Source organism: Solibacillus sp. FSL W7-1436 (genome assembly GCF_038007305.1).
Classification (GTDB): domain Bacteria; phylum Bacillota; class Bacilli; order Bacillales_A; family Planococcaceae; genus Solibacillus.
In genome coordinates this window covers 2,720,088-2,735,913 of the sequence record NZ_JBBOWV010000001.1, presented here as the reverse complement: position 1 = coordinate 2,735,913, position 15,826 = coordinate 2,720,088, and the positions used below count along the sequence as shown (strand labels likewise).

18 protein-coding genes are annotated in these 15,826 nt (G+C 40.5%); all 18 read right to left on the bottom strand.

Annotation, left to right across the window (positions count from 1 at the left end; translation table 11 throughout):
• On the bottom strand, positions 1-1,086 hold the full coding sequence (gene aroB / locus MKX73_RS13440; protein ID WP_340717875.1) for a 3-dehydroquinate synthase: 1,086 nt from the start codon (positions 1,084-1,086) through the stop codon (positions 1-3).
• A gap of 1 nt (position 1,087) precedes the next feature.
• A complete protein-coding gene (aroC, locus tag MKX73_RS13435; RefSeq protein WP_340717874.1) occupies positions 1,088-2,269 on the bottom strand; it encodes a chorismate synthase in 1,182 nt (393 codons plus the stop codon).
• Between the two features lie 265 nt (positions 2,270-2,534).
• Positions 2,535-3,305, bottom strand: a complete 771-nt coding sequence (locus MKX73_RS13430) for a CheR family methyltransferase (RefSeq protein ID WP_340717873.1) — start codon at positions 3,303-3,305, stop codon at positions 2,535-2,537.
• 80 nt (positions 3,306-3,385) lie between these two features.
• A complete protein-coding gene (locus MKX73_RS13425; protein WP_340717872.1) occupies positions 3,386-3,625 on the bottom strand; it encodes a hypothetical protein in 240 nt (79 codons plus the stop codon).
• Between the two features lie 16 nt (positions 3,626-3,641).
• A complete protein-coding gene (locus MKX73_RS13420) occupies positions 3,642-3,869 on the bottom strand; it encodes a hypothetical protein (RefSeq protein ID WP_340717871.1) in 228 nt (75 codons plus the stop codon).
• Positions 3,870-4,034: 165 nt separating this feature from the next.
• Positions 4,035-4,454: a nucleoside-diphosphate kinase gene (gene ndk / locus MKX73_RS13415; protein WP_008404915.1), complete on the bottom strand. Its 420-nt coding sequence runs from the start codon at positions 4,452-4,454 to the stop codon at positions 4,035-4,037.
• Positions 4,455-4,912: 458 nt separating this feature from the next.
• On the bottom strand, positions 4,913-5,887 hold the full coding sequence (hepT, locus tag MKX73_RS13410; protein ID WP_340717870.1) for a heptaprenyl diphosphate synthase component II: 975 nt from the start codon (positions 5,885-5,887) through the stop codon (positions 4,913-4,915).
• A gap of 22 nt (positions 5,888-5,909) precedes the next feature.
• Positions 5,910-6,611 (bottom strand): demethylmenaquinone methyltransferase, encoded by a 702-nt coding sequence (locus MKX73_RS13405; protein WP_340717869.1) that lies wholly within the window; start codon positions 6,609-6,611, stop codon positions 5,910-5,912.
• 25 nt (positions 6,612-6,636) lie between these two features.
• Positions 6,637-7,377, bottom strand: coding sequence for a heptaprenyl diphosphate synthase component 1 (locus MKX73_RS13400; RefSeq protein WP_340717868.1), 741 nt, complete (start codon positions 7,375-7,377; stop codon positions 6,637-6,639).
• A 69-nt stretch (positions 7,378-7,446) separates the two neighbouring features.
• A complete protein-coding gene (mtrB, locus tag MKX73_RS13395; protein ID WP_340717867.1) occupies positions 7,447-7,662 on the bottom strand; it encodes a trp RNA-binding attenuation protein MtrB in 216 nt (71 codons plus the stop codon).
• Between the two features lie 55 nt (positions 7,663-7,717).
• Positions 7,718-8,287 carry a GTP cyclohydrolase I FolE gene (folE, locus tag MKX73_RS13390; protein WP_340717866.1) on the bottom strand — a complete coding sequence of 190 codons (570 nt, stop codon included), beginning with the start codon at positions 8,285-8,287 and terminating at the stop codon, positions 7,718-7,720.
• Positions 8,288-8,653: 366 nt separating this feature from the next.
• The gene (locus tag MKX73_RS13385) at positions 8,654-8,926 is read right to left on the bottom strand and encodes an HU family DNA-binding protein (protein WP_004232618.1); all 273 of its coding nucleotides are present in this window, start codon (positions 8,924-8,926) and stop codon (positions 8,654-8,656) included.
• Positions 8,927-9,125: 199 nt separating this feature from the next.
• Entirely contained in the window at positions 9,126-10,640 is a 1,515-nt protein-coding gene (gene spoIVA / locus MKX73_RS13380; protein WP_340717865.1) for a stage IV sporulation protein A, read from the bottom strand.
• Positions 10,641-10,737: 97 nt separating this feature from the next.
• Complete coding sequence (locus MKX73_RS13375; RefSeq protein ID WP_340717864.1) at positions 10,738-11,460, bottom strand: hypothetical protein; 723 nt, start codon at positions 11,458-11,460, stop codon at positions 10,738-10,740.
• A 20-nt stretch (positions 11,461-11,480) separates the two neighbouring features.
• Positions 11,481-11,750, bottom strand: a complete 270-nt coding sequence (locus MKX73_RS13370; RefSeq protein ID WP_340717863.1) for a DUF2768 domain-containing protein — start codon at positions 11,748-11,750, stop codon at positions 11,481-11,483.
• Positions 11,751-11,894: 144 nt separating this feature from the next.
• Entirely contained in the window at positions 11,895-12,908 is a 1,014-nt protein-coding gene (locus tag MKX73_RS13365; RefSeq protein WP_340717862.1) for an NAD(P)H-dependent glycerol-3-phosphate dehydrogenase, read from the bottom strand.
• Between the two features lie 112 nt (positions 12,909-13,020).
• Entirely contained in the window at positions 13,021-14,331 is a 1,311-nt protein-coding gene (gene der, locus MKX73_RS13360) for a ribosome biogenesis GTPase Der (protein ID WP_340717861.1), read from the bottom strand.
• A gap of 318 nt (positions 14,332-14,649) precedes the next feature.
• Positions 14,650-15,792, bottom strand: coding sequence for a 30S ribosomal protein S1 (rpsA, locus tag MKX73_RS13355; RefSeq protein ID WP_340717860.1), 1,143 nt, complete (start codon positions 15,790-15,792; stop codon positions 14,650-14,652).
• Positions 15,793-15,826 lie beyond the last annotated feature (34 nt).

The following is a 15,826-nucleotide window of genomic DNA, read 5'->3' as shown; positions in this document are numbered from 1 at the left end:
TTACACCTCCGCTAATAATGCTCTTAGTTGACGATCAATTTCTCGGCATTGTTCAAGTTCAACTTTTTGGACAAATGGTTGTCCGATCGTTTCAAGCAGCACGAACTGCAATTGTCCATAGTCCGCTTTTTTATCTTTTAGTAAATATTCAGTCAGTTGATCGAATGTAAAGTCATGAACAGCTTCAAACGGATAGCCGTTTTCCATTGCAAAATGTAAAAAGCGCTTCGTAAATTGGTGATTGACTTTACCGTATGTTTCACTTAATAAAAGTGAATAAATAAGGCCAATCATCACAGCTTCACCATGTGCCACACGTCCATATCCTGCTGCTGCTTCAATCGCATGCCCGTATGTATGGCCTAAGTTAAGGTACTTTCTGACGGACTGTTCTGTTTCATCCTGTTCGACAATCGTTGCCTTCACTTGAATGCCATGCGCCAAATAATTCGCCAGCAGATCTTCCGGAAGTTCCGTTACATGATCTCCTTCGATCAGCTCTTCCACCCATTGCGCATCGGAAATCAACGCATGCTTAATCACTTCTGCCATTCCTGAGCGCACTTCTTTTTCGGAAAGACTATGTAAAAATTCTGTATCGAAAATGACAGCTTCAGGCTGATAAAAAGCACCGATCATATTTTTTCCTAGTTCATGATTGATGGCCGTCTTTCCGCCAACAGCTGAATCATGCGCCAAAATTGTTGTCGGTACCTGGATGAACGGAATGCCGCGCATATAAGTTGCCGCAACAAAACCGGCCAAATCACCGACTGCTCCACCGCCAAATGCGATAATGAGCGATTTTCTTGTACACTTTTGCTGAAGTAAATAAGTTTGCACGGCGTTATAGTTTTCAAAGCTTTTACACTTTTCCCCTGCAGGCATGACATGTACTTCGAATGTATACGGGAAGTTCGCTTCAAAATAGCTTTGCTGTGCTGTCCAAACATTTTCATCTGTCAATACGATGATTTTATCCGCTTTTGTAAACAAGTCATGCTGTGCTGTCAATGCATCACGTAATATACCTTTCCCAATCGTTACAGCGTACGAGTGTGAAGGAGTTCGAACCGGAATCTCCATATTAATACTCCTTCGTATACTGACGCATTTCATCTAACTGCGCCTTTAATTGTGGTAATTGATCACTATGGAACTGCTCAACAATTGCGTTTGCGATTTCCCAGGCGATTACATGTTCGGCAACGATGGATGCTGCAGGTACTGCACAGCTGTCAGAACGCTCCACACTTGCTTTAAACGGTTCTTTTGTTTCAATATCAACACTTTGCAGTGGCTTATATAATGTAGGGATCGGCTTCATCACACCGCGAACGACAATCGGCATTCCTGTTGTCATACCGCCTTCCAAACCGCCTAGACGATTAGTTGCGCGCGTATAGCCCTTTTCATCATCCCATAAAATTTCATCATGTACTTCCGAACCTTTTTTGCGTGCCATTTCAAAACCGATTCCGAACTCAACGCCTTTAAATGCATTGATGCTCAACATTGCCGATGCCAGTTTCGCATCCAGTTTACGGTCGTAATGCACATATGATCCGATCCCCGCAGGCAAACCTTCCACGATGACCTCTACGACACCGCCGATTGAGTCTCCGGCTTGCTTTGCTTCATCAATGGCTGTCACCATTTTTGCTGAAGCTTCTGGATCGATACAGTAACATGGATCGTTTTCAATGATAGTACGGATTTCATCTGCTGTTTTTCCTTCCAACAAACTGCTGTCTGCTTTAATCCCTACAATTTCAGTAACGTGAGATACAATGGATATCCCAAGCTCGTTCAGCAATGCTTTTGCAACAGATCCAACTGCCACTCGTACTGTCGTTTCACGTGCACTAGAACGCTCCAGTACGTTACGCAGATCACGGTGACCGTATTTCATCCCTCCGACTAAGTCCGCATGTCCTGGACGCGGACGTGAGATTTGTCGTTTAATTTCAGATGGATCGATATCTTCCGGCAACTCTGCCGCGCCCATAATTTTTGTCCAATGCTTCCAGTCATCATTTGTAACGACTAATGCTACTGGTGAGCCTAATGTTTTTCCGTGACGAACTCCTGATACAATTTCCACTGTATCTGTCTCAATCTGCATGCGACGTCCACGGCCGTGACCACCTTGACGACGTTTTAAATCGTAATTTATTTTTTCTGCTGTTACTGGAAGTAAAGAAGGCAACCCCTCTATAATTGTAGTTAATTGTGGTCCGTGTGACTCACCTGCTGTTAAATAACGCATTAAACACTTTCTCCCTTCAACTCGCTAAAGTATGTATTTTTCACTATAACATATTTCAAATTAAATAACAGTACTGTTTCCGCCTTCTGATAAGCTATTTTAGAATATTCTGAACGTTCCAACTAGAAAACGACACATTTATCAGCAAAAAGAAACAAAAATACGCTTTTCGCTCTATTATCCGAAAAGCGCATTCATATATAGCTTTTTAAAGTATATCTCAACTAAAGCTTCTACGTTCTACAGAGCATCTATTATTGTACTATTATTTTTTACGGTAAAAAAATGTATCTTCGACTTCAAAATCATATTTTGCAGGATTAAATATCTGCTCAGTTGATCCTACAAACAAAATGCCGCCTGGACGCAATGCTTTACTGAAGTTTGCATAAATCTGATCTTTCGCTTCTTCGGTAAAATAGATCATGACATTCCGGCAAACAATCAGATCAAAATTCGATTCATAAGGATCCCTAAGTAAATTATGTTTTTTAAAATTAACTGTGCGCTTAATCTCATCTTTTACTTTGTAAAATTGGCCTTCTTGAACGAAGTATTTCGACTGAACCGGTTTTGGTACTTCTGCAAGAGAACGTTCCGGGTAAAGGCCCAGCTTCGCCTTTTGGATAACATTTTCGTCCAAATCGGTTGCCAGTATATTTACTTGAGATAAAGGTAAGTGATGGGACAACACCATTGCTAAACTGTATGGCTCTTCTCCAGTTGAACAAGCCGCACTCCATATTTTCGGGCGTCTGTTAGATTGAAGCAGTAAAGGGAAAATTTTATTTTGCAGTACTTCCCAGCGTTTTCCGTTCCGGTAAAATTCCGACACATTTATCGTCATCCGATCCAGAAACTCATTCATCAGCTCGCGGTCTTTCTCCAATGCACTATAAAAATCCACAAAGTTCCGATATCCCTTTTTTTCATATAATGATGTTAACCGGCGTTTCATTTGCGCTTCTTTATATAGAGCTAGGTCAATGCCCGTTTTGCGCTTAATGCCATCAATAAATTGTACATAATCTGACATTACTCATCTTTCCCCTCATCTAACGTATGCCTATTATAGCTGAAAATTTCAGAACCCGAAACACCTTTTGTCCATAAATGTTAATCATTGTGTCTTTCCAGCAAAAGTTGTTTCGATTGCTCCAGTTCAAGCTTCATTTTTTCCGTTTCGGAATGGTAGCTTTGCAGACGTATCTGTTCAAGTTCGGCCTCTTTTTCCAACATTCTGATTTGCAGCTTCATACTCGATCGTTTATGCGCTGTCAATATAGCGGTTAACGCAATCGTAGCACCCGAGCCAAAAATAATACACAAAATAATAATATCTTCCATACGCTTCATTACGCTCCTCTAATTATTATTTTACTTTGTCAGATCGGTCTGTTAGTTGTGTTTCAAGCAGTAATTGCTTTGTCTGTTCCAATTCAAGCTGCATCTTCGCTGTTTCTTTATCATAAGTTTCAAGTCTTAGTTTTTCCAGCTTAATTTCTTTATCAAGACGCTTTAGTTCGATATTTTTATTTTTCGTGTACGTATCTGTTAAAATCCCTACTACAGCGATTATTGTAATCATTGCCCAGAACATGGATGTCACCCTTTCTACTAATTTAAATCGGTTACTTTTTATACGTATGTATTCCGGAAATAGTTTCATTATTCGGATTTATTATACCATTAATAGGCTCTGTTTTTCCTGTTCCATATAAAAAAAGCTACCACTTAAAAAGTGATAGCTTTCCTGTAAATTCAATTATTCAGCGATTCCTTCTGGGAACCATAAACCGATTTCACGCTCAGCAGAAGCTAAAGAGTCAGAACCGTGGATTACGTTGTGTGATAAAGTTACAGCGTAGTCACCGCGGATTGTACCAGGAGCTGATTCTTCTGGCTTTGTAGCACCCATCATGATACGAGATAATTGGATAACGTTTTCGCCTTCCCAAACCATACCGAATACTGGGCCTGAAGTGATGAAGTCTACTAATTCACCGAAGAAAGGACGCTCAGCGTGCTCTGCATAGTGTTTTTCAGCTAAATCACGAGTTGGTACCATTAATTTTGCTCCGCGCATTACGAAACCGCGACGTTCAAAACGATCAACGATATCTCCGATTACTTGACGTTCTACGCCGTCTGGTTTAACCATTAAAAATGTTTTTTCGATTGCCATTATAAACACTCCTTAAATTTGAGTAAAAGGTTTTACACCTACCGATAAATATTACCAAAATCCTACTCATACTGCAACAAATATTAGATTTGCCCATAAATTGGCTCGTCTCATAACATAGAGTTGATTTCCATTGCGGGTCGGACGCTTTCCGTGCGCACGAGGCCAACACGACGTTGGTCACAAAAGCGTTGCCACAGGACGTGGCGTTCTTAGCTTTTGTTCCTAGTCTCAGGCGTCGTGCTAATCCCGCTGGAAGCTTGCTTGTGACTGTCGCTTACGCTTTCGTCACAGAGAAAATCTTGTAGCGAAAGGCGCTAGCCGTCAGCTAGTGTTTTAACAGTGCGAAAGGTGAAACCGTCAGCACGAACACTCGCCTTTCCTCCATTCCAATCAACTTGCCTTGACATTAAAATATGCCATCCTCATTTTAAGATGGTTCGAATATTGTCAAATTTTTAAGATTTTCTCTTACCCATAAACAGCGCAATATCACGCAATTTTTTCTTCATTGGGTGTTTCGGCAATGCCTCGACCTCTTTTAACGCCTTTTTTAAATACAAATTACTAATATGGGTTGCTTCTTTTATAGCTTCCGAATTCCGGACTAGTGCCAGCATACTCTGGCGTTCTTCTTCCGTTAATCCTGATTCTGCCACTTTCTTCAAATAAGGGGCAAGCTGCGGATCATCTTTCATCAACAATATCGGCAATGTGACATTCCCGTTCATTAAATCACTGCCAGCCGGTTTCCCGAGCTGTTTGTCTGTCGCTGTAAAATCTAATATATCATCTACTATTTGAAAGCTCATTCCTACAAAATAACCGTAGCGCTTTAAATGCCTAGCTGTTTTTTCATCGGCACCACTAACGACTGCTCCAAGTTCGCAACTTGATTCAATCAGTAAAGCTGTTTTACGTTTAATACGTCGGAAGTAATCTTTCAAACTTTGATCTAAACGAAACTTATCCTCAATTTGAATGACTTCACCATTTACGAGCTCGACCATTGTTTTAGCTAATATTTGATGGGCTCTTGGATTTTCAATGCTTGTTACATATTGTAATGCACGTGCAAATATAAAATTACCTGTATACATCGCCACACGGTTGTTCCACTGTGCTTTCACCGTCTCCCGGCCACGGCGCATATCTGAATTGTCAATTACATCATCATGCACCAGTGAACCCATATGAATCAATTCCAAAGGGACGGCAATGTTTTTCATTCGGTCAATATTATAGTCACCAAACTTGGCACTTAGTAACGTAAATACTGGTCGAATACGTTTTCCACCAGCTTGCAGTAAATGGACTGAGGCATCATTCAATAAGTGTGAAGATGAATTCAACGCTTGTTCCAATTCGTTTTCGATGACTTCTATATCTGATTTAATATCGGCATATAGCATTTTGATTTTCATCTTTTCCACGCGTCAAAACCTACTCCCACTTTTATTTCTTCTTAAAACCCATGTGCATAGCTGCTGCCCCACCGCTATATGGTTTGTATGTCACATTCTCATATCCTGCTTCCCGGAACATCTGCGCTAATTTTTTCATACCCGGAAAATCATTCGCGGACTTTTGCAGCCAAGAATACTCTTTGTAGCTTTTCGCAAAAATCTTTCCGAACAGCGGCATAATATGATTAAAGTAAAAACGGAAAAGCTGGCGATATACCGGTATTTCTGATTGAGAAGTTTCCAGACATACAACCATTCCGCCAGGTTTAACGACCCGATTCATTTCACGCAATACTTGCATATAATCCGGTACATTCCGTAAGCCAAAACCGATTGTCACATAATCAAATGTATTATCTTCAAATGGTAGTTCCATTGCATTTCCGTGAATCAGTTCGATATTCGGGATATTCTCGGTTTTCTGCATGCCGACTTTCAGCATATTTTCACTGAAGTCAAGCCCTTTTACTTCACCTTCTTCACCGACCGCCTTCGATAAAGCGATTGTCCAATCCGCTGTACCGCAACATACATCAAGGCATTTCGAACCTTTTTTTACTGCCATACGTTTCATCGTATCTTCACGCCATCCAACATGCATTTGGAAACTAATGACCGAGTTCATTTTATCGTAGCTCTCTGAAATGTTTTCAAACACTTCATGAACATGTTCTTCTTTCGATTTCGCCATTTTATTCAAGACCTTTCTAAAATCACTAAAAAGTGATGTATTGCTCAATGGAATGTTTTAATTCATCTGTTAAATCGATATTCGTCAAGTTTTCTTTCAATTGTCGCTCCATGTCATGTAAATGATCCCGGAAGGCTTCAATAATAGAATCCATCATAGTCAAATCCGCTGAAAATGCCTTATATAAAAAACAAGGCTGCCCTTTTCTCAAGAAATCCAGCTCTTTTTTCAAACGAATATATGTTAGCGTTTGCTGCATCAGTTCTGTATAGGCTGTGAAACCGTATACATCATAATATTGGGCAATCAGTTCGCTTTCAATCGTCATTAAACTCTCAATCCACTGTTCAAGTGACCGTTTTTGTTCCTCGTAAACACGGATTTGATGCTCACAGCGCTTTACGATTCCTTCCGATAACTTTTGAATCAAAAAAATATTTCCCGTTTGTGCGAGTAACTGATAATACCGGCCACTATAGTAATCACCGGAAAGAACAAGCAACTGCTGTTCTTTACTCGTCGCTTCCACTTCCTTCACTTTTTCGTGCTCTGTCAGTGAAGCATGTACAATCCCGACCGTGACCGCACTTATTTGATGGTCATCGGTCATTAGAGCACCATTTAAAAATGGGAGCTGAATAAAAAACAGCTGTTCTTCCTGTAAAGACGGTTGTCCAACATTTTGAAGTAATGCTCTATGATGAACATGCTGAAGAATATTAGATTTTAGCGTCTGAACCGATTGTGTAATAGATGTTGCATTCATAGAAATTACTCCATTTCAATGTTATAAAGCATAATTACGATTTTATATTTATGTGAGAATTACAATATGTTACTTTTTACTTTGTACTATACCGTGTGCAGAGTGAATTTTAGCTTTTCCGCGGATTTTCATGGCAGATGTATGTTCAGTAAACTGGGCGATCATAACTTCACCGGCATCCAGTTTTTCTGAATGGTGAAACTTTGTATCTGTCCCGCGTGTCAAACCAATAACATGTACCCCATCTTCTTCTGCTTCGATAATAATATACTCTGATTGTCCCATTATACAATCTCCCCACGTGTTAATTTCTTTGTCTATAATACCATATTTGTTATTATTATTTCATTTGGATGAATGTATTCACTTCATTGCGCTTTACATCATCCTGTTCATAAATGCCGCGTGCAACAGCTGTAACTGTTTTAGAGCCCGGTTTTTTTAATCCGCGCATCGTCATACACATATGCTCCGCTTCCACGACAACATAAACCCCTTTTGGATTCAGCATTTCCATAATTGTATCCGCTACAGTTGATGTAATACGTTCCTGAAGTTGAGGGCGGCGTGCTACTGATTCGAGGCAGCGCCCAAGTTTGCTTAATCCGGCAACTTTTCCGTCTTTAGGTATGTAGGCGATATGGGCTGTTCCGTAAAAAGGAACCAGGTGATGTTCACACATTGAAAAGAATGGAATATCTTTCACTAATACTAATTCTTCGTGATCCTCATGGAATACCGTGCTGAAATAGTCACGCGGGTCTTCCTGCAGGCCGCTGAACATTTCCGCATACATTTTTGAAACACGTTTTGGTGTATCCAGTAATCCTTCACGCGTCACATCTTCCCCAACTGCTTCCAAAATCATCTTTACTGCTTCTTCTATCTTTTTTAAATCGACATTTGACATGAAACAAATTCCTCCTACAAACCAAAACGTTTATTATGTATAAATCTATATCTAATTAATTTTTTATTCTATATTAAATTTAACGCTAATTGATAATACCTTAGCGAAAAAGGTTAAATGCACTCTTGAATCGTAGCACATTAAGCTCATAAGTTCAAAACAGTTATACTATTTTCAGCATAGTTGGGTAAAAACAACCGAAATGAACAAAAGCGCTAATGCGCCCGTTCAGTTCCGAGCGGGCAAATCGCCACTTCCCTATGGTATAACCCCAATAATGTGAGGAGCCGGAGCTTGAGCCTAGACGTAAAAAAGAGCAGCTCTCAGTTAGACTGAGAGCTGCTCTATGTACCTCGAGAAACTGAATTATTTTACAGCGTCCTTAAGTGCTTTACCTGGCTTGAAAGCAGGTACTTTAGAAGCAGCAATTTCGATTTCCTTACCCGTTTGTGGGTTACGACCTTTACGTGCTGCACGCTCACGAACTTCAAAGTTACCAAAACCGATTAATTGTACTTTGTCACCCTTTGCAAGAGCATCTTGAATTGTATCAAATACAGCTTCAACTGCTTTAGAAGCGTCTTTTTTAGAAAGACCTGCAGCTTCAGCAACAGAGTTTACTAATTCTGTTTTATTCACACCATTCACCTCCTCTCAAAGGGTCATGAATCTAAATCCTGTAAAAAGATTAACATACAGAAAACCGCGACGCAACTGAATTCCCCCATGTTTTGTATATATTTCGTCATTTTTTGAAAAAAAACTAAAATTACAGGACAATTCACCTATAAAAGTGAACGGCCCTGTAATCATAGGTAACTCCTATTCTGTTAGTATGTCAGATAATAAATGTAATTAAACCTCTTTCGCCTTCGTTTATTAATCTTTCCAGCATGAGGCGCATTCTGTTTTTCGCATGTGTCGGAACGCTTTTCATTTTGAAACGGATACTTTCCGTAAGCACTTCATGAAGCGGTGTGCCAAACAATTGCGTTTGCCACAATGCCTGTCGGTCAAATTCATACGCATGCTGCAAGTCTTTCAGCAGGTGCTGACTGTGGAATTCAGATCCGATCAACGGCGAGAATTCCGCTTCCATATCAATTCGGATAATGTGGTAGGAAGGGGCTTTCGCCTTCATACGCACACCATAGAAATTGTTTTGCTCGATCAGCTCCGGCTCGCTCGGATCAAACTCATCCATCGCAGGCAATGTGACACCATAACCGTGTTCCTTTGCCTGTTCAATCGCATCGCGGAATCTTCGCTGTGCCGCTTTTGCCTCTGAAGCTTCCTTAATAAACAGGAGCCACTCTTTCTTTGTATCGACTGGTTTTTCAAGAAACTCGGTGCACGTTTCCTTATAGTAATCGTTGTGAATGTTGACACGTAATGTCGCAATCCCCTGTCCAGCATCAATATTTTCAACGGTGCAACTTTCTACAAAATCGATTTCGCGAAGCAGCTGGCTTGCCGCTTCCACATCACGGATTTTCATTGCATCATCCTGTAATTGCGCCGTCGCAAATGCCAATGTTTCATTTAAATGATGAGTATCATCCAAAACATCCAACCAATCCGGTTTTTCCACTTGAATTTCATTTACATTAAATTCAAATAACGCTTCTTGTAAAATGAGCATGACGTCATTCAACTGCATATGTTGAATGGCTGTCGGAATAACAGGAACATCATATTTCTGTGCAAGAGTATTTTGTAAATGCAGTGTTTCAGCTGAATGCGGTGTCGTACTATTGAGCACAATGACGAAAGGCTTTCCGATCTCTGTAAGCTGCTCGATAATTTGCTGCTCCGCCTTTTCAACTGCCGCTCGTGACATGCCATTTACCGTTCCGTCTGTTGTGACAACAATTCCGATATTGGCATGGTCCCGAATCACTTTGTCGGTACCAATTTTTGCAGCCTCCTGAAACGCTATTGCTTCATTGTGCCAAGGTGTCTGCACAAACTTCGGTCCCGACTCATCCTCATAGCCTTTTGCGCCATCAATCACATAGCCTACGCAATCTACCAATCTGACACGAAACGGTATTGCACTTTCCCCAAAGGCAACCGTAGTTCCCTGTGCTGGGACAAACTTTGGTTCAGCCGTCATAATTGCAGGTCCAGGTGAGCTTTGTGGAAGTTCATCCATCGCCCGCATGCGGTCCTCGGCATTTTCGATATTAGGTAAAATCACGCCTTCCATTACCTTCTTAACAAACGTGGATTTCCCTACCCTAACAGGTCCTACAACGCCGATATAAAGATCACCATTCGTACGTTCTGCCAATTGCTGAAAAATATGCTCGCTAATTGTATTGCCTCCTTTATATACCGTAATCTTCTCCAATTAGAAGTATTCATTATCAAAACACTATATGTGCCGACATTTTTAAATATGAAAAAGGTGTGCAGAAAGATTTAACTTTTTACACACCTTTTTACGTTTAATTTTCTTTTTTGGTCGGATCATACATAATGACAGGCTCATTGTTCTCATCTACTGTATACGGCAGGGAGTAAGCTGGAACAACCGGGAAGTTTTCCACTAGAATCTCTCGGATGTCTTCACCCGGTTCGGCTGTAATATTATTGTCTTTCATGTACGTATATAAATCGATTGAATAATCGACATACAAATCTCCTTCGGCTGATACGACAATCGGCAGCTGATTGTTCGAATAAGGGCTTTGTACGGTGATATCTTCCTTATAGCCGATATTTTCAAAATTCACCGTGTAAACGTGCTCCACCACTTTATCTTTGAATTGCGGATATGTTGTTCCTTTGAAACGGATGTTAATTTCGCGAATACGTTCCGGTGTTCGTAAATCGACAAGCTTTACAGTTGGATTTTCTTCCGGATCCCAAATGATATATTGGAAAATGCCGCCCTTTTCATAGGAATTTGCCGGCGGTGAGCCGATATATTTCGGGACAAGCTTGTCAAAATCGATTAAGTATTTAATGAAGATATCTGTATCCTGGTCACGTGTCTTAATCGGAAGGACCCCTGTATCTTCACGAAATTCATCGACTGCACGCTGTACACCGGCAAGCATATCGACATCCGGTCTTAAGCTGGACTGGTCAAAATTTGTCGGTGAGCCGCAGCCGGTCAGCACTAAAATGACCAGCGACAAAAGAACAAACCATTTAGATGATTTCATATTATGTATTTCCCCCTATATTAGTTCGGCCATGTAAGTACGACAAGAACCATTAATAAAGTGCCGATAAAAAACATGACATATGCTATAAATTTCAATAAAAATGACAAAACCATATTATGTATCCACTTGCGGACTGCTGTAATAATAAGAATTGATACTAACAGTAAACCAATCGAATAAAAAGAAACCCACATAACATCCAAAGCATGCATGCTCGCTAATGGGCCACGTGCAGAATTTAAGAGTAAATTTGATAGTGGATTCATGAGCTGCAAAGTAAGTTGCACTTTTAAAACCGCCTTTCCATTTATTGATGATACCGCTAATAATTATAGCCTTTTCAGGTAAAAAAAAACAGGAGGCATACAAGTATACCTCCTTATTTGTGACAAATTATTAAATTAATTGGAAATCATGCTAAATGTACTACTTCAGCTCATCTCATCAATTTCGCTCTTTTTCGTTCGCAGCATTAATGATTCGACCAATGCTCTCGGCTCCATATTATTAAACAGCACCTCATACAATGCAGAAGTAATCGGCATCGAAACATCATATTTTTTTGAGAGCTGGTATGTAGCCTTAGTTGTACGTACCCCTTCGACTACCATTCCCATCTCGTCCAATACTTGTTCAAGCTTCATTCCTTTGCCGAGCATATTTCCTGCGCGCCAGTTTCGGGAATGGACACTTGTACATGTCACGATCAGATCACCCATACCTGTCAGTCCTGCAAAAGTAAACGGATTGCCTCCCATTTTTACACCAAGACGCGTAATTTCAGCTAAACCGCGTGTAATTAAAGCAGCCTTTGCATTATCGCCAAAGTCAAGACCATCCGTCAGCCCTGCAGCCAGCGCGATGACATTTTTTAGTGCCCCGCCAATTTCAACGCCAATTACATCATCATTTGTATAGACACGAAAATACTGATTCATAAATAAATCCTGCACTTTTTCCGCAGCATCTAAATTTTCGCAAGCAGCTGTTACGGTTGTCGGATGTTTTAATACGACTTCCTCCGCGTGGGAAGGTCCAGATAAAACAACAATATCACTTACCGCATTGTCAGCAAGGCTTTCCTTCATCAGTTCGGAAATACGCATCAATGTATCCGGTTCAATCCCTTTGGAAACATGGACAAATAATGCTTTCTCAGTTAAATAATCCGAAATTTTGCCGCAAACTTCCCGAATCCCTTTTGTCGGTACTGCCATAACAATAGTAGAACCGTGTTTTGCAGCCTCTTCCAGATTTGAAGTCGCCTTTAAATTTGTTGGTAAAATCGTATTCGGCAAATATTTTTTATTTGTATGCTGTTCATTAATTTCAGTTGCCTGGTCTTCGCGATGTGACCAAATTAGCGTATTATGACCGTTTTCCGCTAAAACAATGGCCAGTGCCGTTCCCCAGGAACCTGCTCCTAAAACTACTACATTTTCCATTAAAAAACCCCCAATTCCACTTAAAGTCTGATGAGAATTTATCCTTCAAGTCAAACCCTATTATGAACAAAAACGCTAGTTCATTTGCATAAACTAGCGCCCTTTTATTGATTTAGTCACGAGCACGTGTGATCAGACGTATTGGAGTTCCTTCAAAGTCGAAAGTCTCCCGAATACGGTTTTCTAAAAAGCGCTCGTATGAGAAGTGCATCATTTCCGGTTCATTTACGAATACAACGAATGTCGGCGGTTTAATCGCCACTTGTGTTGCATAGTAAATACGTAAACGACGGCCTTTATCTGTTGGTGCCGGATTACGTGCGATCGAATCTTCAATCACTTCATTTAAAATTGATGATTGGATACGCATCGCATGGTTTTCACTAACACGCTTGATGATCGGTAAAATATTGTGGACACGCTGTTTCGTTTTTGCCGAAACGAAAACGATCGGTGCATAATCTAAAAACAGGAAGTGTTCACGAATTTGCTCAGTAAAGAGATTCATCGTTTTTTCGTCTTTTTCAATGGCATCCCATTTGTTTACAACGATAATAATCGCTTTACCGGCTTCATGTGCATAGCCGGCGATTTTTTTATCCTGCTCCTGAATACCTTCATCCGCATTCAGAACGACTAAAACAACGTCTGAGCGTTCAATCGCGCGCAGTGCACGGAGTACCGAATACTTTTCTGTTGATTCGTATACTTTCCCTTTTTTACGCATACCCGCTGTATCGATGATGACATAATCTTGTCCATCATATGAGTACGGAGAGTCGATTGCATCACGAGTTGTTCCTTGGATTTCACTTACAATAACTCGGTCCTGACCTAAAAAGGCATTCACAAGCGATGATTTCCCGACATTCGGGCGTCCGATTAATGAGAATTTAATCGTGTCATCATCATATTGTTCTTCATCCGGGTTCGGGAAGTGTTTGGCACACTCATCCAATAAATCCCCTAAACCTAAACCGTGTGAACCTGAAATCGGCCAAGGCTCACCAAAGCCCAATGAATAGAAGTCATAAATCATATGACGCATATCCGGGTTATCGATTTTATTAATTGCGAGAACTACCGGTTTTTTAGTTTTATATAAAATTCTTGCTACTTGCTCATCTGCAGCTGTAACACCTTCACGTCCATTAGTCATGAAAATAATAACGTCCGCCTCATCAATAGCGATTTCCGCTTGCTGACGGATCTGTTCTAAAAACGGCTCGTCCCCAATTTCAATACCACCAGTGTCGATAATATTAAATTCATGTGCTAGCCAATCAGCCGAACTATAAATACGGTCCCGTGTTACACCTGGAATATCTTCCACGATCGATACACGTTCTCCAACAATTCGGTTAAAAATTGTCGATTTACCTACGTTCGGACGTCCTACGATGGCGATTACTGGTTTTGTCATCTGTACTTCATCCTTCCAAACTCTTGTCTTTCCGTATTATACACGAATTTGACTATTATATCATTTTTTCACAACATTCAAAATCGATTTCGATTTATCGGTAAGGATTTCCGCTTTTGCTGGTGAATAGTCGCTGTTTGGCAAAATTCATGTCATGATTGGCTAAATTTAACTCGGCGCTGACTAAAAACCCCTGATTATTGACTAAATTCCAATTAACTTTGACTAAATCCCAAACATATTTGACTAAATCCGTCCGATTTACTCCCAAAAAAACCGCCCATATAAGCGATCCTTATATGGGCGGTTTTCATTCTATTATTTTTTGAATCCTTTTAGCTGATCGCCGATAACATCGCTGAATGAGAAGCCTTTATTTTCTTCAGGCAGCTCGTAATCGAAGTCCTCGTCGTTCGCTGAATCTTCCTGCAATGCTTTAATGCTTAATGCAAGGCGTTTTTCTCCTTCATTTACCTCAAGTACTTTTACTTCCACCTCTTGTCCGTCCTTTAAGACTTCATGCGGTGTCGTAATATGCTTGTGGGAAATTTGAGAAATATGGACAAGACCTTCAACGCCAGGGAATACTTCCACAAACGCACCGAATGTAACAAGACGTTTTACAGTACCTGTTAGAATTGCGCCTTTAGAAGCTTTCTCTTCAATGTCTGTCCACGGACCAGGCAGTGTATCTTTGATGGATAATGAAACACGCTCATTCGGAATATCGACTGAAAGCACTTTTACAGTAACGGATTGTCCTTCCTGTAATACCGTTGAAATATCTTCAACATGTTCATGCGCTACTTGTGAAATATGGACTAATCCATCGATGCCGCCCAAATCAATGAACGCACCGAATTTCGCCAAACGCTGAACTGTACCTTCCAGCATATCTCCCTGCTGGATGTTTTGAATCACTTGTTGCTTTTTCGACGCTTTCTCCTCATCGAGTACTGCACGATGAGATAAAATAAGTCGTCCTTTTTCTTTATCTAACTCTGTAATTTTTAAACGTAATGTTTTGCCTTTGTAATCCTCAAAATCTTCGACAAAATAATCTTCAACGAGTGAAGCCGGAACGAAACCGCGTACACCTAAATCGACGACAAGTCCGCCTTTCACAACATCTTTCACTTCTGCTTCGAATACTTCACCAGATTCGAATTTTGCTTTTAATTCATCCCACGCGTGCAGTGCATCTACTTTGCGTTTTGATAATACAAAATTCTCTTCTTCAACTTTCGTAATCATAAGCTCTAGTTGATCGCCAACTGAAACTATATCAGAAGCTTTTTCAATGTGTAAGCTTGAAAGTTCGCTAATAGGTATAATTCCATCGAAAGGTGCCCCCTCGATCGAAACCGTTACTGACTTTTCTTCAACCTGTTCAGCAACACCTTTCACAATATCTCCTTCTTGAAATTTTTGGTTTGACCCTAAATTCATTTCCTCAGACATATGTAGCCCTCCTTCGCGTATTCCACTTTTATTT